This is a genomic window from Erwinia pyri, assembly GCF_030758455.1.
Lineage (GTDB): Bacteria > Pseudomonadota > Gammaproteobacteria > Enterobacterales > Enterobacteriaceae > Erwinia > Erwinia pyri.
In genome coordinates this window covers 2,719,051-2,739,777 of record NZ_CP132353.1, presented here as the reverse complement: position 1 = coordinate 2,739,777, position 20,727 = coordinate 2,719,051, and the positions used below count along the sequence as shown (strand labels likewise).

Below are 20,727 nucleotides of genomic sequence, written 5' to 3'. Positions count from 1 at the left end.
ATCCCATGCCAGAAACATTTACATGGAGCCCTCAAAAAGGCTTCACGGCTAGCCGCGCCCCAAACGTGGCTGTCGTGAAACTTGGCGATGGCTATGAACAGCGCCAGACGAAGGGCATAAACCCCCTGATGGACAGTTACTCCCTGATCTTCATCGGTGTTGATGGTCTATGCGGAAGGCCGAATTACGCGAAGCAGGCCGAGTCGTTCCTCAAGGCCAGAATGGCAGTTGATTCATTCTACTGGACACCATCAGATACAGGAATAAGGGCATTGTTTGTGTGTCGCTCATGGTCATTAAAGAAAACTGGTGGTCAGTATGAGCTGACAGCAACGTTTGAGCAGGTGCCACGATGAGAGATATTCCAGCAGCGATGATCATAGAAAGTGTAGATGCCGGAGTTGGAGCTTTCATTGACCTGTTTGAAGCGAACCTGCAGCCATATGGTGGAGACTTAATTCGGTTTCACTCCGGAACAAATGCTTATTACGGCAGTGTCATCTGGAAAGGTAATGCTTATCAGCCTTACCCGATAGCAGTTGAAGGATTCGAGAGTAAAAGTGAAGGCACATATTCCCGACCGACCATGACAGTAGCTAACGTCACTGGCCTGATTACCGGCATCAACCACGACTACGACGATATGCTCGGGGTTGTCATTACCCGGCGACAGGTTTCAGTAAAACATCTGGATGCCGTGAATTTCCCTAACGGTAACGCCGATGCCGATCCGACACAGGAGGCTGTGTCACGCTATGTAGTGGAAGAGATGACTCAGGAAACCTATGAACAGGTAACCTATTCACTGGCGACCCCTATCGACTGCGACAATGCAATCATCCCGGCCAGAACAATCCTTGCTGACGTTTGCCAGTGGGTATATCGCGGTAAAGGCTGTGGGTACGATGGCCCGCCCGTTGCGGATGAACGTGATAATCCAACGAGTGATTTAGGTAAGGATAAATGCTCACATCGCCGTTCTGGCTGTCGGATGCGTTATCCCCGCCCCGAGCCGATGCCAATCAGCAGCTTCCCTGGATCGCAAAAGGTGACGTGATGGAAGAGTGCCTTACCTACGCGGCCACATCCCCTGATGAGGTTTGCGGCCTGATAATCGATGACCATCGCCTCTACCGCTGCTGCAACATACACCCGACCCCCTCAACAAACTTTCGTATTAGTGATGAAGACTGGCTTGCTGCCGAGGCTGAGGGAGAGATAACCGCGGTGTTTCATTCGCACCCATCGGGATATCACTTCCTTTCTGCCGCCGACCGGAGGATGCAGATTCTAACCGGACTGCCATGGTGGCTGGCCTGTGATGACGTGCTTCACAAATACCGTCCGGTTCCGCACCTGAATGGCCGTAAGTTCGAGCATGGTGTGATGGACTGCTACACGCTAATGAGAGACGCATATCATCTGTGTGGCATTGAGCTGCCTGACTTCGAACGCACTAACGGTTGGTGGCTGCGTGGAGAGAACCTTTACCTGAAAAACCTTGAAGCTAACGGATTCAGGCAAATTCATATGCAAGATGCACAGCCTGGAGATGTGCTTATCCGGCAGCCATTCTCCGGCGCCGACCCATGTCACTCAATGATTCTTCTCGCGGATAACATGGTAATTCACCACGACTGTGCAGGCCATATCAGCAGGCGAGAACCATATCGCCTTGCATACGTAAAACAGACTCATTCGATCTGGAGGAGTGAACAGTGCTCATCTTTAAATTTAGCGGCCATCTCCGCAGACATTTCCGCCAGGTAGAACTCAATGTCGACACTCCGGCACAGGGGTTAAGGCTTCTGATAGCGCAAAGTCAGCCATTCAAAAAAGCTTTTCTTGGTTCAAAAATAAAACTCCGCATCGCCGGTGAGGATGTTTCGGAGCAGTCCGTGAAATGGCATATGGACCGGCAGCTTAAGGATGGCTCGACAGTTCTGTTTGTCCCTGCAGTAGAGGGCGCAATTGTTGGGGCGGTAATCATTGCAGTTCTTTCAGTTGCCTATTCCGTATACAGCGCTCACAACATGAAAACAAAAACATCCGCTGAAGCAGCTGAGTCGAATTCCATAACCAACAACTCCTTTACCAGCGCGGAAAACCGGGTAGGGCAGGGGAAACCCGTGCCCATTTTACTTGGTGAGATGCTCGTGGGAAGCAATGTGATCAGCCTCGGTATCGACACAAGCAACACAGATAACTGGGATGAAATTATCAGTTAACCTTTCTCTTAAATTTATATCTTGAGGTAGCACATGAGCTCAGGCGGCGGAAAAGCCTCAACCCCTAAACTGCTTAACGACAACTTAAAATCAAAGCAGTACTACAAGGTTCTGGATTTAATTTCAGAAGGTCCAATATTTGGGCCTGTTGACCAGTCTCACCTGTCTTCATTTCTGGTAAACAAAACCCCGATAACAGCGTCAAATGGCGATGTAAATATCAACGGTGTGACCGTGGCATGGCGCCCGGGTTCAGAAACGCAGTCACCGATAAACGGTTTCTCAGCTATAGAAGCAACCACCATCATCAACACAGACGTAACCCAGGCAACGCCTCTGGTGCGTACAGTTACTGATGTTGATGTTACAAGGGTACGCTTCAACGTAGGCGTCACATCTCTTGTCGAGCAGGATTCAAAAGGGAATCAGAAAAATACATCAGTCACTCTCGTTCTGGAGACTAGGGTGGGAAATGGCGCGTGGAATATTGAAGAAACCGTAACGATAACCGGCAAGCAAAACGGTGAGTATCTTGAAGCTCACGTAATCAACGCGCCGGACACCAAGCCATTTGATATTCGCGTGCGTCGCATCACAGCTGACAGTAAAGTGGATACGCTGGTCAATGGCACCATCTGGAACAGTTATGTCGAGATAACCGACGACAACCTTAACTATCCATTCTCTGCGATTGCTGGCGCCGTCATTGACCGTGACCAGTACACGGACACTCCAAGCCGCACTTATCACCTGCGGGGGCTTATCGTAGATGTGCCCGATAATTACAATCCTCTCACTCGCACCTATTCAGGGCTTTGGACCGGAGGATTCAAATCCGCATGGACGAATAACCCTGCATGGCTTTTCCGCGCTCTGGTAAAAAATGACAGGTATGGGCTATCACGCCGAGCTGGTTACATCGACGTAGATGATGGATCGCTCTATATCCTGTCTCAGTACTGTGACCAGCTTGTTGATGATGGTTACGGTGGAAGAGAGCCACGGATGACCCTGAATGCTTATATTACTGAACAGGCATCAGCCCGGGATATTTTGGACAATATCGCCGGAATGTTTCGCGGCATCGCCTTATGGGATGGGATGAGACTTTCTGTCTCTATCGACGCACCTCAGGATGCAATTGCAGCCGTGACGAATGCCAATGTGGTAGACGGTAAATTTACCTACAGCAGCACCAAGCGATCAGATCGCTTTAATGCAGTAGTCGTATCCTGGACAGACCCTGATAACGGGTGGGAGCAGCAGAAAGAGTACGTCTCTGACGACGATTTGATTGCCCGATTCGATTACAACGAAACAACGCTTGAGGCTTTCGGTTGCACCTCGCGCGGTCAGGCGTGGAGAGCTGGGAAATGGCTGCTTGAGACAGCTAAACGTGAAACGAAGAAAGTACAGTTCCAGATGGCTCGCGATGCGATTGCATTTACACCTGGCGATATCATTGAGCTCATGGATAACAACTACGCAGCTGCAAGGTTGGGAGGTCGGATAATCTCGCATGCTGGCGCCGTAATTACTGTTGATGCAGATGTGTCAGCACTGGCGGGGAATGGAGATGATATTTCCCTGGTTGGATCAGGTGGCAAACTGGTTAAGTACGAGATTAAGTCGGTGTCTGGTCGTGCTATCACACTCAAATCTACTCCCGCATTGGTATGGGATGGGACAGTATTTGTCATCTCGACGGGGCAGGTTTCCACGCGCCTCTTTCGTATTATCGGAATTGCTGAAGCTGAAAATAACTCCGTTTACACCATCAACGCCGCTCAGCATGATCCAAATAAGCAGGCCATTGTCGATGAAGGTGCCGTTTTCGAAATCCCTAATGACACGCTGAACGGATATCGTGTCCCTAATATTGAAAACCTGAAGATAATTAACACCAACAATGAAACGGTGCAGGTTACTGCAACATGGGAAACAGCCACAACTACTAAAAAACTCGTATTTGAGCTCTATGTCTATTCTCTCGATGGGAAAGTTGTTGCTCAGTATGAAACAGAGCTTTTCCGGTATGACTTCTATGGGCTTAATGCCGGAAGTTACACGCTCGGGGTAAGGGGTCGCAATGAGAACGGCATGAAAGGGGCTGAAACTCAGATTAGCCTCGTAATTGGCGCGCCGGGCGCACCGACATACGTTCAGTGGACACCTGGAATATTCTCGGCAGATATCGTTCCCGTCATGAGCGTTACTGCTACCACTGATACCTCTTTTGAGTTCTGGTACACAGGAGAAGTCCCTGTCAGCAGCATTGGAAATGTAGAGGAAGAAGCACAGTTCCTTGGACGAGCTTCTCAGTGGACTCTCCATTCTCTCAAAGCTGATACGACATATTACATGTATGTCCGTACCAAGAATGCCTTTGGCGTTTCGCCATTCGTCGAAGCTTCAGGAAAGGCTTCATCGGATATCCCCGGTATGATTGATTATATTGATGATGCTATTCGCGATTCAGGTGCTTTTAAAAATCTTGAAGAACACATCGATACGAATATCGAAGGGATGCTGCAAAATGCTCTGGATAACGATGCAAGCGTAGACCACCAGTTCAGGCAGTACGGAGAAGTTCGCGCCGATATTATCACTGTAAAAACAACAATTGCTGATGTTAATCAGGCAATGGCGCAACAAAACACATTGGTGCAGGCTCAGATCGGTGACTTGTAGTGGTCAACAAAAACTGGCCACGGCTTTAGAGTTTTTCCAAAACAATCTTTCTGATTCATTCGGCGTCAAACCACCATTATATTGATGAGGTCTGAGCTGGCTGTAATATCCTGTGATGTAATTCGTTATTGCCGTGCTGGCTTGGCTAAAATTAGCGTAGCCATTATCCGGTACCCACTCTGTTTTCAGACTTCTGAAGAACCGTTCCATTGGGCTGTTATCCCAGCAATTTCCCCGGCGACTCAGACTTTGCTTTATCTGATATCTCCACAGTAACTGCCTGAAATTCCTGCTGGTATAGTGACTGCCTTGATCCGAGTGATACAGTAAATTAGCCGGTTTTCCCCGTGCTTCCCAGGCCATCGACAGGGCTTTACCTGTCAGTGCTGAATCAGGGAAAAATGACATCGCCCAGCCAACCGGTTTACGGGAAAACAAATCGAGTACTACAGCCAGATAAGTCCAGCGTTTTCCCGTCCAGATATAAGTCACATCACCGCACCAGGTCTGATTAGGCTCGGTAACAGCAAACTGGCGATCCAGATAATTAGGGATCTCAATGTGTTCCTTAGACGCCTTCTTATAACGATGGCCAGGTTGCTGACAGCTGATAATATTGAGCGCTTTCATTAGCTTTGTTGCCCGCCAGCGGCTCAGTTTTATACCTTTGGTGGTGACCATCGCGGCAATGCTTCGCGCTCCTGCTGAGCCGTTACTTTCGCGATAAACTTCACGCACAAGGCTCAGTAATGCCACTCTCGTGGCGTCAGGCTTCCTGGGCTGCCGCCAGTATTTATAACTGCTGCGATGAACCCCAAACACGTTGCACACAACGGCAACAGGAAACCGCGCCCTGAGTTTCTCAACTAATGAGAATTGTTCAGGGAGTCTGACATCAAGAGCGCGGTAGCCTTTTTTAATATATCCCTTTCCATTTCAACTCGTTGAAGTCTTTTCTTTAGCTCGCGTATTTCAATCTGCTCAGGTGTCATGGGTGAAGCAGTGGGTGATTTTCCCGCTCGCTCTTCTTTCAGTTGTCGAACCCATTTGTCCATTGTGGATTTGCCGACGTTCATTGCCGTAGCAGCGGCGGCAACGGTGTAATGCTGATCGAGTACAAGCTGGGCAGCTTCGAGGCGAAACTCGGGGCTAAAATTGCGTCTGTTACGTCCGGTCATAATGTCACCTGTTTTTACTGTGAGGTGATGATATCACCTCTATTCAGGTGGCCAAATTCAGTGTGCCACTACAACTTGACGTCTTCTGTTAATCAGAAGCTTACTGCGACGATTAATGCTGATGGAGCGGCTAGTGCATTTTATGACGTTGGTTTGCAGATACTCAGAAACGGCCAGTATTTCAAGACCGGAATGGCGATGGGTATTGAGCCGGCAGGGAGTAGCTACAAATCCACTATTGCCTTTAATGCCGACCAGTTTGGTATTTACACCGGCAGCAGTGCCGGGGATTACCAACTGGCTTTTGCCGCATTGAATGGTCAGGTTTTCCTGCGATCTGCATTCATCCAAGACGGCTCAATTGATAATGCCAAGATAGGCCACTTCATCCAATCCAACAACTACGTTGCCGGATCGCTGGGCTGGAGAATGGATAAGGGGGGAACCTTTGAAAATAACGGGAGTGATGGGACTGGAAGGATGGTGCAAAATAACACTTCTATAAGTGTCTATGATGCTAATGGTACGCTGCGGGTCAAGATGGGGAAACTTAGCTGATGGCTTGGGGATTTGGAACATGGGATGCAAACGGGAATGATAACAATACCGGTTTGGTCAAGATAAATGCAGTAGGGATATGGTCGAACGCGGTGAATGCCACGGGGTCGAAATCATTTAATATCCCCGCAGGCTACACGCTGGATTTTTTGGTGCAGCCTGCGGGGGATTTCAACGGTAGTGCGCGAAAAAAAATCACTGTTTCAGGGGCAACCATCACGGTAGCCGCAGCAAGTGCAACCGATTTCAGCGAGAATACATACCCTAACTATACGTCTAATATTTTAGCTTACGCGAGATAAACTATGGCTTATGGTGCTCTTTTGACAGACGCTAACGGTGTTCCTTTTTACATTGCTGATACCATGCCAGTATCTTTGACTCAAAAGATATCTTATAACGTGTCGGCCGGACTAAGTTCGCGTGTATTGTTCGCTAATGACGGTGTTCTGCGAATGGTATTTGTAGGGAATAACGCAGCGCAAGCTAACAGCAGCAGTTGCGAATACCTGCAGTTGGAAAATAATAACTGGATACTTTATTCAAGCGGTGCTGCAAGAACTATAGATGTCTATATATTTGGATATAATTACCAACCTGTACCCTCATGGGGAATTCAAATAAATGACGACCAGGGGAGATGCATTCTTACAAACGAAACGAAAGTGCTACGAGATGTGCAGGCATTGGGAAACCCCTCCAGTGACACGGCATCAGGTTATAAAATAAATCAGACACTTTCGGGGCATTGGGCTGTAGCTCCGCAGAACACGGGCCTGTATACTGCGGTTGCTAATACTAATGGACAGCCCATACCAGTGCAGGCATGGTACTATGCAACAGCCAGGTGGAATGGGAGCACTACGCAAATAACATCAGGTTACCGGGGAGACGCCAGTGGCGGTACCAGTAATCAGACATACATAAATTCACGCAGCCGCATCACAGCAATCAATGTCGACAGATATTAAATAAATCGATCCTGAAGATCTAAAAGGTAGTTTGTATATATTAATGCAATTAATTATAACATCATCATATTCTTCTGAAGGATGATGGAATGAAAAGTATTCTGATATTAATAGCTGTTATGATAGTGGCTGGCTGTCAGTCATTGCCACCTCAGCAATGCACTGCAACAGCTATGATAGGTTCTCAGGAAACATCCGTTCCTGTTTACGGTGTTAGAAAAGTAGCTAACCAAACCCAGTATTACGCAGGCAATCCATTCGGATGGAAGTGGGTATCTAAAACAAATTTCGTCAGCGATACCTGCTTCCAGTAAAAATACATATTCACAGAACCCGGCCACCGAGCCGGGTTTTTTATTGCCCGGAGAAAAGTTATGCCAGCAGGCACTATCGCTTTAACGAACAATTCCACAGCTGTTACCGGCTCAGGAACGGCTTTTACCACAGAGCTAAAAGCTAACGATTTCCTGGTGTCTGTAGTCGGTGGCGTCACCTATACCCTTGGCGTGGACTCAGTAACCAGTGATACGGCGCTGGTCCTCAAAACTGCTTATAACGGCCCTGCAGCATCGGGATTAGCATGGACACCGATCCCCAATGGCACCCTTGTGGGCATTACCGCTCAGGTGGCTGCAGATGTGGCCAAAGCCATTCGTGGACTAAACCTTGATAAAGCGAACTGGCAGCAGGTATTCAGCGGAACCGGGGATATCACAGTCAACCTGCCTGATGGTAGTTCGTTCACTGGCCCGGCATGGAGTGGCATAACGACAATACTTAATAATAAGGCTAACAGCGGGGCCAATAAAGATATTACATCTCTAACGGGTCTGACCTCACCTCTTGGTTTGGGGCTAGGTGGTACGGGAGCAGTGAATGGATCTTCTGCATGGGGCAACCTGCTTAATGCAAGGGGGCCAGGCCAGGCCAGGGCCGACCTCCTGCTGGGAACTTCCGCCACATTGAACGCCACCACGAGCATCTACGATACAACATATAATTCAGTTCTGAGGGTAGGTGATCATGGTTTGGGCAGCACTGTGTGCCCGGCAATATCCAGCCGGTATACCAATGTGCCTACAGGATTTGTAAGATCGACAGGCGAAAATGACCCTTACGGATGTGGCATCTATATGCACTACAGTCCAGATGTACTGTTCCATATTATGGCTGAAGGGGGAGGTAATCTAAGATTTCGCAGAATGGAAGCAGGTAACACTATATTCAATTACACCACTTATCATACCGGGAATACCACTAAAGCATCTAACGGTGTTTTATCTGCGGCTTCTCCTGTTTGTCGCATCGTCAAGTCCCAGGAAGAATCCAGTCGGACAGATATGGATGAAGAGTCATTTGAATGGTGTGGCGCAGGCACAGCTAATGATGAAGCCAGAGGGATAACTATCAGCAGGCTTGATGTGGGGATTTATAAAATCGTGGGGGCAGATGGCTTTGCGAAGGAAGGTTGGTATCTGATGCCTCCTCGCGACCCAGCCGGCTCTGGTGATCTTGGTATCGCTGAAGGTGAAGAAACTGAAAGTGGTGGTTTGACTGTCAGGCTTTATAAACGCAGATACGTTTTAAGTGATGAGGGTGAGATTGAATTGACCAAAGGTGCTGCAATCGATGTTCCTGCCAACAGCTGGATTGATGTTCGTCTAAACATGCCTGAAAACAGCGCCTGGAATAAACGCCTGAAAGATGCGCAAGAGTCAGGTTTGAGTGCAGTCTCAGATGAGCAGACTGTCGGTACCACCTAATACCCTCACAAAAAAGCCCCGGCGACGGGGCAATGAATGTACCGCACCCTTTCAGTCAGGCTTACGGGGTGGGGTATTTAAGTTTAGTTTCCCTCCAGTTCTCCCCGCAAATTAAAATCCCTTTCCCTTCAATACCTTTACAAAATATTTCCGCCGCTTCGCTTGATCAAGATTGACGATCAAATTACTGTGTATATATACAGTAATTCACCGAGTAACCAACTATGGAATTCTTAAGACCCGCAGAAATCAGGGCTGTAGTAGCTCTGCCGCTGTTTATCGACCGTGTCCCATGTGGCTTCCCAAGTCCTGCACAAGACTATGTGGAACAGCGTATTGATCTTAATAACCTGCTTATCCAAAAACCCAACGCGACATATTTTGTGCGTGTTAGTGGGGATTCGATGATTGATGCCGGGATTACAGACGGCGATATGCTTGTTGTTGACAGCTCCCTGACGGCCACACATGGTGATTTCGTTGTGGCATCGGTTTCTGGTGATTTTACCGTTAAAGAATTGCGTACACGTCCCTTCCTGCACCTACTTCCGCACAACAGCCGATACTCTCCAATCATCTTCAAATCTGAGGAAGAGCTGGAAATATTTGGCGTTGTGACTTTCACAATTAAAGCGTGCCGATGAATGTTCGCCCTGGTGGACGTCAACAGTTTCTATGCTTCCTGTGAAACTGTGTTCCGGCCTGACCTCCGCGGGCTGCCGGTTGTTGTCCTGTCCAACAACGATGGATGCGTGATAGCCCGCTCTGCAGAAGCGAAAAAAATCGGGGTTCCCATGGGTGCTCCGTTTTTTCAGTTAAAAGAGCAGATCCGGCAACATAGAGTTCAGGTATTCAGCAGTAATTATGCTCTTTATGCCGACATGAGCCTCAGGGTAATGACCACGCTTGAAGAGATGGCGCCATCCGTAGAGGTTTACTCAATCGACGAAGCCTTCATGAACATCACCGGCGTAAATAATTGCATGTCTTTGGAACAGTTCGGTCGTGATGTACGGGAGCGGGTACTCAGGGAAACCCATCTTACAGTCGGTGTAGGTATCGCGCAGACGAAAACACTCGCCAAATTAGCCAACCATGCTGCAAAAAAATGGAGCAAAACAGGCGGCGTTTTGGACCTCTCCAATGTTGACCGACAGCGAAAACTAATGAACCTGGTAGCTGTGGAGGATGTGTGGGGAGTAGGGCGGCGCATCAGCAAAAAACTCAACGCAATGGGCATAGAGACGGCGCTACAGTTATCTGAGTGCTCGACTACGTTAATCCGCAAACACTTCAACGTGGTGCTTGAGCGGACGGTCAGAGAGTTGCGGGGAGAGCAATGCCTTGAGCTTGAAGAGTTCGCGCCTACCAAACAGCATATTGTCTGCTCACGCTCGTTCGGCGCCCGCGTCTCTGACTATAAGGAAATGCGGCAGGCTATCTGCGCCTATGCTGAGCGTGCATCCGAAAAGCTGCGTGGAGAAAAGCAGTTCTGCAGACAGATATTCGTATTTCTGAAAACCAGCCCTCACGCCGTTGGGGAGGTTTACTACGGCAATCAGGCGACCGGGAAACTGCAGGTTCCCTCTAATGACACCCGGGACATTATCCGCATTGCGATGGATTGTCTGGATGCAATATGGATAGAGGGTTACCAGTATATGAAAGCTGGAGTCATGCTGGGGGATTTTTTCAGTAAAGGGGTCGCTCAGCTGAACCTGTTCGACGAGTACCGTCCCAGCGCAAACAGCGCAGCCCTGATGGGCGTCGTGGACAGCATTAATCAAAGTGGGAAGGGCAAACTATGGTTCGCGGGGCAGGGTACACACAAAGCATGGGCAATGAAGCGGGATATGCTTTCCCCGGCATACACCACCAGGATATCCGATCTACCGGTGGCGAAGTGACAATACTTAATGGACCGCTTGAAAAACTGCTCAATACCATGGGCGGTCAGCTGGTGGATGTGGATGGCGATTATTATCTGCTCGAGACCAAAAGCGCCGCCGCGACGGGAGAGCCATTATGTTACTCGTTTTATGGCCGGTGCGGGATTGGGTAAATGATGGGCGGATCTCTCATCACTCAGGATGGCGAAGCAATCGAGGGCGACTGCCTGGAGGATGTGACCGTGCTGGGCAAAGTGGCCTTCATGATAACCGTCTGTCACGATGACTGCCGGCCGATGATTTGATTCTGAGCTGATGGGACAGCTATGGGACAAAAAATTGCCGCAATCTTACTTCCTCTGCGCTAACAGACTGGTAAATCATTGCGGCAATGCTCTGTTGGTACGTGCTCTCAACTATCCCTTCTCTAGCTCTATTTTTTCTACCATTGCATCATGAATATGCAAGTTTAGTATTATCTGTCTGATTTAAAATAAGTTATCTTGCAGGTTTCATCGGATGGTCGGGTGGCCGGAGAATCTTCTTTATTATCCCAGCTTATTCCTGTGCTCAACGTTACTGCAGGCAGGTCAGACAGCTTTACTGTGGGGGCGAGCGGGGCAAAAAAATACCGACCCAATGGCCGGCATCTTATTTAATGGGGTAAGGCAGGTTTATCAGGACTGAGGTTGACCCACCGGGCCGGAACCCAGCGTGCCGCCAGGCACTGACTGACCGCTTGGCGCATGTGGACGACCATCGCTTCCCACTGCGCTGCTGTCATGCATGCAGCCTGTTAATGTGGTGAGAGTGAGTAACATCAGTAAACCGCCCAGATATTTTTTCATCGTCTTTCCCTTTGGTTTAAAAAAGTAGCAAGAACCAAAAGCATAGCTGACGAACCGGGGATTTCCACAAAACTCCGTGAAAGTTCAACGGCATGCTGCATTTTCCTGGTACGATGCTCTCTGCGTTTCTTCCGCAATATCTGGCAAAAAGTCGGATTAAACGGTGATTCTGCTACTTAACAGCGAGAGGTAAGGGCAATCTGTAAGCCAAAGTCGCGCCGCTCTTTTCTTTATCCTTTTTTATCCCATTATGCTGCTTCGCATCGGCAGAGCATTTCCCTTGCTTGCTAAGATCTCTTACGCTTAGTCGCCATGCAGAAGGTAACTTACTTAATGTTTGTTAAATTGTTTCCGCTATCACTTTTTACCGGGGCAGTTGCTTTTATCTTGACCAGATCGGGCCTGCAGGCCCAGATAAAACTGACAAAAGCTTTCTCAAGTGATAGTGTGGAGACTCATAGTTTATAAAAATTGAAGGTTCCTATTCCAAATATTAAATTCAAATGTCCGTCATGTCATGGATGTCAGTACCGTTTTTCTCCCCATAACATCACGCCAAAAAATCCTCATGGCGCTAACTGTATCTTTTGCAGGGCCGGTATGAAGGTCAGCTATAAATCCTTCGCCAGCTAACGTCCCTTCGCAAAACCGCTTGATTGCAGCAGTCAAAAATTATACTGTGTTTTTGTACAGTGTTTAGCGCTGCAATCAGGTAAGTTGCGCCCTCTGACTCCGCTCTTTATCAATCCTCACCAATCGTTTTGCTCACTCTTGGGTTACAACCAGTCAGCTCCCTGACGATCTTCCTCGCCAGATTCTGGTCCTGTTGGCGCTGGGCGACGATCTCCGCCCGACGCGCTTTGTACCGGCTCTTACAGGTTCCCTGTGGCCGACAAGGTTTCCAGATTATCAACACCATAACACCCCCAGAAAGCGTGAAAATGCAGTGAGACCAGTAACTCCTTGAGTTGCCTGAAAATGCATAAACGGCAGAAATGTATCCCTGCTAAAAACGATAGCTATAGTTATTATTAATATCAATAGCTATTGTGTAAATAACTCAGGTTATCGGCATATCTCGTTGTTTTATAAGCTTTAATTGTTTTTTTAACGCTTTTTTTACGCTTTATTCTGGCGATATTATCGAAAGCTTTACTAATCTATTCAGTTGAGTAGATGCGCAAAAGCTTTTGCGTTGATTAACTGTCTCAAAGGGTGGATTTTCGCGAGGGTAAACTGATGATATCTGTTCTGCACAGAGTATCCGGAGGGCATTACAAGGAAACCATCCTGCACGGGCAGGATGTGAGTAGTTACCGCCTTAAATCACGGATCAGGAAGATTGCTACACCGATAAGTTCCGATTCTTCAGAGAGCTCCACTGCGGGGATTCTGGGGTCATCAACGGTCAAAAAACCATTAGAAGGGCCTTCCAGATAGCGGTAGACGGAGAAGCGGGAATTTACCTTAGCAATCACCAAATCTCCAGATTCAGGTGGTACGTCGGTATCTATGATGACAATACTGCCCGCCGTGGCTTCTGAACAGCCGCTGTTGCGGTCAAGAATATAGGCACGCCAGCTCTTTTTCGCCTTTACGCCATTAGGTGCAGAGACGATCTCCCCCGTTTTACCTTCGGCACCCCAAACAGGGATAGTAGTACCACTCTTTACTTTGTCAATGGCGCTAATTGCTGAGGCGCCACGCATCTCTCCCTCGCCGCTGGCCAGCCACTGCACGTTGACGTCAAGGGCTCTGGCAATATCTACCAATTTGCGGGAGCCTTCTGCTTCCCCTTTGGTCAGACGCCAGATAGTAGGCTGCGATACGCCGGAGGCTTTTGCTAAAGCACCCTGAGTAATTCCCATCATGGTCATAGCCATGTTCAATCTGTAGGCAAGTGTATTCGGTTTCATACACCAGAATTTATAGCGAAGCGTATTTTTCGTCAAACACGCTTTGCTATTGACAGGGTTAATAGCGCTTGCTATTAATTAAGGTAGTTCGATACGGAAAGGGATTTTCAGCGCTTCGCTCAGGGTATTGAAACCCGCCGCTCTTTGACAACCTGGCCGCCCAGCCTAACCGCTGGCAAAGCATTGAATCTGACATCGTTAGCGGATGCCAGGAGTCCACTCCTCCGACCCGGCAGTTTATCGGTGAGACGAGAACCTGTGGATGAAAGATGCTCAACAGAGAGGGGACATCCTCTCCAGATAATCAGGGGGTCAACATGCGTGATATCAAACTATTACTGGAAAGATGGGGTGGCTGGGCGGCTACAGAGCGGAGCGGGGTGAGCTATTCACATATTGCTGCGGGGTTCCGCGGCCTGATCACTTCTGCTGCTGCTTCACGGCCATCCTGCAGCGACAACGATGGCATGATCCTCGACAGCTGCATCAGCCGCCTGAAAATCAATCATCCTGAAGAACATGCCCTCCTGGTCGCTCATTATCACTACAGAATCTCATTACGCTCAATTGCCCGCAGACGTCACTGTGCCGATGGCACAATCCGCAAACAATTACAGACGGCTGAAGGCTTTGTCGAGGGCGTATTATCGGCGCTTGAAATTACTCTTGAGTGCGAGAGATAAATTATTTTCAAAAAAAGTGGTTGCGTACGCAATTACCGATCTAGTGTGTTAGAAACGCAGTTTAATTTACCCAACTGAAGCACTTTGCACACCGGGGAATTCATTCCTGAAGAGTTTACGCGTCTGAACAAAGGTAATTAAGGAGGCGGAAGATGAGTAAAGTTATTCAAATACTGGCGTATGAAGAGGGTTATAAAGAACGACCCTATATCGACACGGAAGGGTACCCAACGGTGGGCTGTGGAATAGTGATAGGCCCTAAAGATGCCTCGTTGGCAAATTATCAATTTACCGTACCAAGAAACGTGGGAGATATCTGGATGCAAAGAGTGGTGGATGAAAAAAAAGCGCAAATGAACAGCCGCCCAACCCTGGTGGCCGCATTACGACAATGTAATCAGGCCCGGGCTGACGTGCTTTATAGCATGGCTTATCAGTTAGGGGTGGATGGGCTGGCCGCTTTTAAAAATACCCTGGTGATGATCTCTGTCGGCAATTTTGAGGGCGCGGCGGAAGGCATGCTGAGCAGCCTTTGGGCCAGACAAACACCACAACGGGCAAACCGCCACGCGCAGGTAATGCGCAGTGGGACTTATGATGCCTACAAGGGGGCTATATGAAATTTTTTCTCTTCATCATGCTGGTTCTGCTGGTGGCTTTTTCGGTCTGGTGGATTACCCGTCACGGAAAAATCGAGCTGGTTGCCCATGCGAAATTACTCTTTAAAACCTGGTCCGTATGGCTCGCTTCCATAGGGTCATTCGTGGGGGCCTGGGTGCAATCATTCCCGGACTCAGCGATGAATGCCTGGAGTTCTTTACCCGGGGACGTCAAGACGGTTATCCCACAACACTACCTGGGGCTGATCGCCTCCTTCCTGGTAGCGATGGCAGTCATTGCGCAGTTTGTTCGTCAGAAAGCCCTGAACGCTAAAGCTCAGATCATGAAGGAGGATAAAGCATGAGTACATTTTTCGCTCTGTTCAGCGGTAGCTGGCATATTCTCGCCGGGATCGGTGTGGTGCTGGTGGCGCTGGTAGCCAGCTGGTTTGGCGGTAAAAAAATCGGCAAAGTGCAGCAAAAAGCCCGCTCTGACGTGGCGGCCGCACAGGAAGAAACTGACCGTATTGCCATAGTGGCCAACAAACAGGCTCAGGATATTAAGGCGGTGAAAGATGTCCAGGAAAGTAATAATGTGCTTAATGATGATGACGCTCGTAACAAGCTGCGCGACTCGTCATATAACAACTCGCAATAACCCGCAAATGGTCTCCGATTCCTCCTGTACTTTATTTAACCCTATCAAAACTTATGGTAAGGACTGGCAGGTTATGGATATCAGAACCGTAAAAGAAATTAATATTCACAATGATGCGTGGAATAAAGTCTGCGCAGCTAAAAAAGAGTAGGGCATCACCTCTTAAGGAGTAGGTGGTGGTAGTCAGGGAGCTTTGATTCTCTTTTCTTAATTCTCTTTGTTATCTTTTTTCTTTTATTCATTTAATTCATTAAGGCGATTAGCAACGGCTTATTGCCCCGGAGGTTATTATGATTGAAGTTAATTCATTTGCAGAACTGAGAACTACCGCGCCAACTAAATCTGGCGACCTGGCCCTGTTACGCCGCTATTACGATAAGGACTCAACGTTTCGCGGCGGCGGCGACTTTGTCGGTTTTATCAGCACCACTACCGTGGTTGATGATTCGGGTACCTTAGCTGCAGGCAACGGTTTTTACTGGAAACGCGTGATCAACGATCCGGATGACTTAAATCTCTACCATTTCGGTGGGAAAGGGGATGGCGTCACGGATGACAGCGGCGCCTTTAAGCTGATGATGGCATGGGCGCAGAGCTACAACAATAATGCTAAAAGTCTGGGCGTGCGTTTTCCTTCAGGCAAATTCCTTATTAACCCGATCGATTATTCCAGTAGCGAGATGCCGTTCTTCTATATTTTTGGTGCCCACAATCCGCACGGCGGGATGCCGCGCACCACGATTATCTCCAACAAATCCTCGTCACCGGTGTTCAAAGTTCAGGCACGGCGTACGGCAATCAAGGGAATTTGCTGGAATGGCCAGGCGACAACAGATACGGCGGCCAACAAGGGGGCTATCACAGCCACGATGTGTACTAACCAGCAGCCGTTCTTTGAAAACACCATCGTGGCGGGACAGTCGGTGCTGGTCACCAGCTTCAGGGCGCAGAACAACGGCGGGACGGTGATCAAACTGCTTGATACGCTTGATACTAAATTCGATCAAATTTATACGCTGAATACTTACGGCAGAGTTTTGGATATCGGCTGGTCTGACACCGCTGCGGGCGTCTGGGATCACTCCACCGCAGTTGAGATCACTAACGCTAATTTCCAGACGGGCTTTGGGGATGCCACGCTCTATATGCCGCGCGTTACGCAGGGTGTCCTGCACAACGTCTGGATTGAGCACACCCGTTTCCCCGGCACGCTCAGTGAGGGGCAATGGATTGTCGATGCGCTCAGCCTGGAGGATTGTGCCAATCCGCTCGATATGAGTAATGGCCGTGTGCAGCTTCGTCAGCTCAATCTGCAGGCTGGCTCGAAGCTTACGCTGGACACCGCCAGCGGGCGCTGGTTATCCGGTTATGAATATGGCTGGCGCCGTGATGAAAACTTCGGCACCACCATGACCGGATCCATGAAAGCGGGCTGGTACACCGGCTTTAAGGTGACCAATACCTCAACAGTGGACAAATGGTACAAGCTGGGCAAAGTCAACATGCCGAAAGACAATCAGCAGTGGGTGATTGAGATGATCAGTAAAGTCAGCAACGCCGTGATTAGCGGCACCGCCGGCAGTCCGGTCACTGCCGTCTCTTCCTGTCTGACCTGGCTGAATATTTCGCGCTGCGCCACGGCGGTTTACGCGGATATCCAGCATAAGGGTTCGCCGGCGGTACTGGACGTGAAGCTGAACAGGATTGGTCTTACCTACGCTGAAATCTGGGTGAAACTGAAAGCGGGCAGCGGAGATATGATGTTTAACCTTAAATCGACCGGCCCTACGCGGTTCGAATCGGGGGAGTGTAACCTCTTTACCCCAGATTTAAGTGAAGTCACCGATACCACCACTATCGGTACAACGTCGCCGAATGCAAGGATGAGCCTGCATAACGGACTGGCAGGGATCGGCGCAAATGAGAAAGGGGTTTTGACCGTGGCCACTACCGCGGCTACCGCACCTGCCACGACGACGGCTGCGGGATACATTACCGTCAACATTAACGGAACAGACCGTAAAATTGCCTATTTTTAGGGCATACTGGCCGCCAGCGATGGCGGCCTTTTTTGTCTGGTGCCGTCTGGTTAAAAAAGTGTTAATGAACTTCTGCTAACCGCGACGGTCAGAATTTATGAGTGCTTTTTTAACCCAGAAGGATAATTGCATGAGTGATAACGAAGAACATAAATCTCCGACCGACCACGTACGTGATGTGACTTCTCAGTTAAAAGAAATGCGCCACTATGCACAATCCAATGTGGAAACACTTTCAGCGCACTGGCTGGCTTTTGATCAGGGCGAGTATAAGCATCCTGAGTTTGCAGAGAAGATTAACGATCTGCTGACAAAGCAGGGCGGTTTACTGGATGAACTGGATAAAAATATTCAGGACATGGAAATTGAAGTGAACCGCATCGAAAACGAAGCCTGACAGGCTGAGCAAGTTCAGGACAACCCGCTAAGGCGGGTTGTTTTTTTTGCTCTGTGAAACTTAAAGAGTCATAACACAAACTCGGGACTGACCCGGTTCCTGCCGCTGGTTTTGGCAATGTAGAGCTGTTCATCTGCATGCTTGATTGACTCATCCAGACTGGTGGGATCGGTAATATTCAGCGTGCTGATGCCGATGCTCACCGTGACGTTAAGATTGATATTGTTCAGTACGATGGCGTTGCGCTCAATGCTCTGGCGCAGACGATCGGCCAGCAGATAAGCTCTTGGCTGAGAAATCCCCTCAATAAGCACCAGAAACTCCTCCCCTCCCATCCTGCTGATAATCGCCGTCTGCTGCAGCGACTGCCGGATACACTCAACCGTTTTCGCCAGCACAATATCGCCGGCAGCATGTCCATAGGTATCGTTGATGCTTTTAAACCGATCGATATCAATCACAAAAGCTGCACCGTAAAAGCTGTTCTGCTTGTTACGTCGGGTTGCCAGCGCAGCCAGCCGTGACGAGAGTCCGCTGCGGGTAAGGGCGCCGGTCAAAAAGTCATAGTCCGCGCGTTGGGTAATTCTGGCGACCAGCTTTTTATTGGCCGTGGTACTCAGCGCCACAATCAACGGGCTGATGGTCATTGCCGCCACGCCCAGCCTGGCTGAAGCCAGACTGTCTATGCGAAAGAAATCGTCTGAACCCTGAATATTGAGCACGTTGCTGGCAACCAGGGTAATTTCAGCAATCCCGGTGAACAAGGTCAGCAGGCAGGTGAAAAATATCGGATAGCTCACCGCACACCACATTAATGCAGGCAGCGGGAAAATCAGGCTTCCGCCGCCGCCAACATAGATCCCCCCAACCATGGAAAACAGCAGCGACAGCAGCGGCATCAGGCTACTTTCACGTAAATCGGTCACAAACTGGGTAAGCTCATCTTTGCGCAGCAGGGTAATCACCAGCGGCAGCAAAAGGATTGAGGTGGAAAGCTGTTCACAAAACCAGGAGATCCAGCCCTTTAGCAGGTCATCATGAAAGTAGCGTTGGCTGGCGAACGAGCCCACAGCAGCACAGACGGCGGCGCTAATAATTGAAGCGGGAAACACCCTGATCAAAGCCTGCAACCGGCGTGGATAGGGGCGGGTGAAGAGCGGAGAGAGTAGCACAGCCCGACCCGTCACAATAAAAGCCATATTCGCTGCGTCTAAGCCCAGCGAAACGCTAACAGGGGTGCCGTATAAAACGTCCGCGAAGACCATACCGAAATAGATGGCTGGCAGACTGGAGAGCGTATCAAAACGGGGGAAACGAATAAGCAGGCCTAAAAGCAGAGCATTGCAGGGCCAGAAAAGAGAAAGGGCCTGCAAGGTGCGACACTGCAGGCCCAGGGCCGCTAAACACAATGCCAGAAGAAACAGGAATATCACCTGGTCAAACTTATATTTATTCAGTTGCATATTCATGACTCAAGGTTCTTACAGGAGTCCGGCGAAGAGAAACCGCGCGGTAACTGCCGTGTGCGGGCTTGATGTGCAGGTTTTCCACCGTCAAACCGCGCGCACAACATACGTGAGAAGCGGCGGCAAAGCAATCCTTTAAGAATTTTCTTAATATGGCGGAAGTGCCGTTCAGAATATCGCTAAGGCTTGTTTATTTCAATCACTGCCAAAGTTTATTAATGCTTACGGGGTTGCTGCAATGTCACAGGCTGGTGTCAGCATATATATCGTAATCAGTTTCTTTTATCGAACGATAATATGCTGCCGTCAGGCCTTTGAGAGCATTCTGAGCAAGCGCAGGAACTGAGCAAGGTGGGCGACGTTAAAACAGGGCTGGCCCGAAAAGAGACCAGCCGCAGGGGAATTTACAGTTCGTTCTTAATACAAAATTCTTCCCAGCTCATGCCGAGTGCCGCAGCGTGCTGACGCAGATAAGCTTCGATAGCTTCGGCCGCCACGGCTTTATCGGGTTCAGCCAGCTGGATGGCGAAGAGCATGCCATCCAGTTTCTTTTCGCGAGTGAAAGCAGCATAAGCCCGGTCAGCCTGCATATTCTGTAACTGGGATAGCGACATTCCCAGCGAGGCGGCATTTTCCGCGCTTAATTGCGCAATGCCGCTTTTGATTTCCGGGTGAGCTTCCAGAAAAAGATCCCGTGCCGTGGCGTAATACTCTTCAATACTTTTCATCACTCTATCCTGCTGTCGGTAATAAACGTAGTTTACACGCCCGCAGAGGGCGGGGGAATGCCGGGGCGGAAGAGCGGGCATTAACTGAGCGGGAGAACATGATGCAGCTTGCGGT

General features: G+C 49.2%; 26 protein-coding genes. 21 read left to right on the top strand and 5 right to left on the bottom strand.

Translation table 11 applies throughout. The features are described from left to right. The first annotated feature begins 5 nt into the window (after positions 1 to 5). The 5 genes from Q3V30_RS12780 to Q3V30_RS12760 are packed head-to-tail and all read left to right on the top strand — an operon-like array spanning position 6 to position 4,919. Positions 6 to 356, top strand: a complete 351-nt coding sequence (locus Q3V30_RS12780; RefSeq protein WP_306206199.1) for a phage tail protein — start codon at positions 6 to 8, stop codon at positions 354 to 356. Continuing rightward, on the top strand, positions 353 to 1,057 hold the full coding sequence (locus tag Q3V30_RS12775) for a phage minor tail protein L (RefSeq protein WP_306206197.1): 705 nt from the start codon (positions 353 to 355) through the stop codon (positions 1,055 to 1,057). The genes Q3V30_RS12780 and Q3V30_RS12775 overlap by 4 nt, the downstream gene beginning before the upstream one ends. Then, positions 1,057 to 1,770: a C40 family peptidase gene (locus Q3V30_RS12770; RefSeq protein ID WP_306213201.1), complete on the top strand. Its 714-nt coding sequence runs from the start codon at positions 1,057 to 1,059 to the stop codon at positions 1,768 to 1,770. Before Q3V30_RS12775 ends, Q3V30_RS12770 begins: the two co-directional genes overlap by 1 nt. Then, entirely contained in the window at positions 1,719 to 2,228 is a 510-nt protein-coding gene (locus Q3V30_RS12765; protein WP_306206196.1) for a tail assembly protein, read from the top strand. Before Q3V30_RS12770 ends, Q3V30_RS12765 begins: the two co-directional genes overlap by 52 nt. A 33-nt stretch (positions 2,229 to 2,261) precedes the next feature. After that, on the top strand, positions 2,262 to 4,919 hold the full coding sequence (locus Q3V30_RS12760) for a TipJ family phage tail tip protein (RefSeq protein ID WP_306206194.1): 2,658 nt from the start codon (positions 2,262 to 2,264) through the stop codon (positions 4,917 to 4,919). A gap of 3 nt (positions 4,920 to 4,922) precedes the next feature. Here Q3V30_RS12760 and Q3V30_RS12755 read toward each other — a convergent pair. Beyond that, positions 4,923 to 6,097, bottom strand: a protein-coding gene (locus tag Q3V30_RS12755; protein ID WP_306213526.1) for an IS3 family transposase whose coding sequence is annotated in 2 segments (ribosomal slippage) — positions 4,923 to 5,839 and positions 5,839 to 6,097 — 1,176 coding nt in all. Because the reading frame shifts where the segments join, the coding sequence is not laid out codon by codon here. A gap of 60 nt (positions 6,098 to 6,157) precedes the next feature. On the opposite strand from Q3V30_RS12755, the gene Q3V30_RS12750 reads away from it, so the two are divergent. The 9 genes from Q3V30_RS12750 to Q3V30_RS12710 all read left to right on the top strand — a co-directional run bounded on the left by Q3V30_RS12750 (position 6,158) and on the right by Q3V30_RS12710 (position 11,583). After that, on the top strand, positions 6,158 to 6,655 hold the full coding sequence (locus Q3V30_RS12750) for a phage tail tip fiber protein (RefSeq protein ID WP_306206192.1): 498 nt from the start codon (positions 6,158 to 6,160) through the stop codon (positions 6,653 to 6,655). Then, positions 6,655 to 6,957, top strand: coding sequence for a hypothetical protein (locus Q3V30_RS12745; RefSeq protein WP_306206190.1), 303 nt, complete (start codon positions 6,655 to 6,657; stop codon positions 6,955 to 6,957). Before Q3V30_RS12750 ends, Q3V30_RS12745 begins: the two co-directional genes overlap by 1 nt. 3 nt (positions 6,958 to 6,960) lie before the next feature. Beyond that, positions 6,961 to 7,626, top strand: coding sequence for a hypothetical protein (locus tag Q3V30_RS12740; RefSeq protein ID WP_306206188.1), 666 nt, complete (start codon positions 6,961 to 6,963; stop codon positions 7,624 to 7,626). 89 nt (positions 7,627 to 7,715) lie between these two features. After that, complete coding sequence (gene cor, locus Q3V30_RS12735; protein WP_306206186.1) at positions 7,716 to 7,940, top strand: phage exclusion lipoprotein Cor; 225 nt, start codon at positions 7,716 to 7,718, stop codon at positions 7,938 to 7,940. A 60-nt stretch (positions 7,941 to 8,000) separates the two neighbouring features. Beyond that, a complete protein-coding gene (locus Q3V30_RS12730) occupies positions 8,001 to 9,389 on the top strand; it encodes a phage tail fiber protein (protein WP_306206184.1) in 1,389 nt (462 codons plus the stop codon). A gap of 224 nt (positions 9,390 to 9,613) precedes the next feature. Continuing rightward, the gene (umuD, locus tag Q3V30_RS12725) at positions 9,614 to 10,033 is read left to right on the top strand and encodes a translesion error-prone DNA polymerase V autoproteolytic subunit (RefSeq protein ID WP_306206182.1); all 420 of its coding nucleotides are present in this window, start codon (positions 9,614 to 9,616) and stop codon (positions 10,031 to 10,033) included. After that, positions 10,034 to 11,296, top strand: a complete 1,263-nt coding sequence (gene umuC / locus Q3V30_RS12720; RefSeq protein WP_306206181.1) for a translesion error-prone DNA polymerase V subunit UmuC — start codon at positions 10,034 to 10,036, stop codon at positions 11,294 to 11,296. Then, positions 11,293 to 11,451, top strand: coding sequence for a hypothetical protein (locus Q3V30_RS12715; RefSeq protein WP_306206179.1), 159 nt, complete (start codon positions 11,293 to 11,295; stop codon positions 11,449 to 11,451). The genes umuC and Q3V30_RS12715 overlap by 4 nt, the downstream gene beginning before the upstream one ends. Then, positions 11,452 to 11,583: a hypothetical protein gene (locus tag Q3V30_RS12710; RefSeq protein ID WP_428979207.1), complete on the top strand. Its 132-nt coding sequence runs from the start codon at positions 11,452 to 11,454 to the stop codon at positions 11,581 to 11,583. It abuts the gene before it with no gap. 372 nt (positions 11,584 to 11,955) lie between these two features. Here the strand turns inward: Q3V30_RS12710 and Q3V30_RS12705 are convergent, their stop codons facing one another. Further along, entirely contained in the window at positions 11,956 to 12,126 is a 171-nt protein-coding gene (locus Q3V30_RS12705) for a hypothetical protein (protein ID WP_306206177.1), read from the bottom strand. 471 nt (positions 12,127 to 12,597) lie between these two features. Here Q3V30_RS12705 and ymcF point away from each other — a divergent pair, with 471 nt between their 5' ends. Next, the gene (gene ymcF / locus Q3V30_RS22770; protein ID WP_428979206.1) at positions 12,598 to 12,759 is read left to right on the top strand and encodes a cold shock small protein YmcF; all 162 of its coding nucleotides are present in this window, start codon (positions 12,598 to 12,600) and stop codon (positions 12,757 to 12,759) included. 680 nt (positions 12,760 to 13,439) lie between these two features. On the opposite strand, the gene Q3V30_RS12700 is transcribed toward ymcF, so the two are convergent. Then, positions 13,440 to 14,009, bottom strand: a complete 570-nt coding sequence (locus Q3V30_RS12700; RefSeq protein ID WP_306206175.1) for a LexA family transcriptional regulator — start codon at positions 14,007 to 14,009, stop codon at positions 13,440 to 13,442. A gap of 350 nt (positions 14,010 to 14,359) precedes the next feature. On the opposite strand from Q3V30_RS12700, the gene Q3V30_RS12695 reads away from it, so the two are divergent. The 6 genes from Q3V30_RS12695 to Q3V30_RS12670 all read left to right on the top strand — a co-directional run bounded on the left by Q3V30_RS12695 (position 14,360) and on the right by Q3V30_RS12670 (position 18,418). Continuing rightward, on the top strand, positions 14,360 to 14,725 hold the full coding sequence (locus Q3V30_RS12695) for an antiterminator Q family protein (protein ID WP_306206173.1): 366 nt from the start codon (positions 14,360 to 14,362) through the stop codon (positions 14,723 to 14,725). 152 nt (positions 14,726 to 14,877) lie between these two features. After that, positions 14,878 to 15,345, top strand: coding sequence for a glycoside hydrolase family protein (locus Q3V30_RS12690; RefSeq protein ID WP_306206170.1), 468 nt, complete (start codon positions 14,878 to 14,880; stop codon positions 15,343 to 15,345). Continuing rightward, complete coding sequence (locus Q3V30_RS12685; RefSeq protein ID WP_306206168.1) at positions 15,342 to 15,689, top strand: DUF7940 domain-containing protein; 348 nt, start codon at positions 15,342 to 15,344, stop codon at positions 15,687 to 15,689. The genes Q3V30_RS12690 and Q3V30_RS12685 overlap by 4 nt, the downstream gene beginning before the upstream one ends. Further along, complete coding sequence (locus tag Q3V30_RS12680; protein WP_306206166.1) at positions 15,686 to 15,982, top strand: hypothetical protein; 297 nt, start codon at positions 15,686 to 15,688, stop codon at positions 15,980 to 15,982. Before Q3V30_RS12685 ends, Q3V30_RS12680 begins: the two co-directional genes overlap by 4 nt. Before the next feature lie 290 nt (positions 15,983 to 16,272). Further along, a complete protein-coding gene (locus tag Q3V30_RS12675) occupies positions 16,273 to 18,021 on the top strand; it encodes an amylovoran biosynthesis protein AmsF (RefSeq protein ID WP_306206164.1) in 1,749 nt (582 codons plus the stop codon). Between the two features lie 130 nt (positions 18,022 to 18,151). After that, positions 18,152 to 18,418, top strand: coding sequence for a hypothetical protein (locus Q3V30_RS12670; protein WP_306206161.1), 267 nt, complete (start codon positions 18,152 to 18,154; stop codon positions 18,416 to 18,418). Between the two features lie 68 nt (positions 18,419 to 18,486). Here Q3V30_RS12670 and Q3V30_RS12665 read toward each other — a convergent pair whose 3' ends face one another. Together Q3V30_RS12665 and Q3V30_RS12660 are read right to left on the bottom strand one after the other, a co-directional pair. Next, positions 18,487 to 19,887 carry a GGDEF domain-containing protein gene (locus Q3V30_RS12665; RefSeq protein ID WP_306206159.1) on the bottom strand — a complete coding sequence of 467 codons (1,401 nt, stop codon included), beginning with the start codon at positions 19,885 to 19,887 and terminating at the stop codon, positions 18,487 to 18,489. A 401-nt stretch (positions 19,888 to 20,288) separates the two neighbouring features. After that, positions 20,289 to 20,612: a DUF6388 family protein gene (locus Q3V30_RS12660; protein ID WP_306206157.1), complete on the bottom strand. Its 324-nt coding sequence runs from the start codon at positions 20,610 to 20,612 to the stop codon at positions 20,289 to 20,291. Between the last annotated feature and the right edge of the window lie 115 nt (positions 20,613 to 20,727).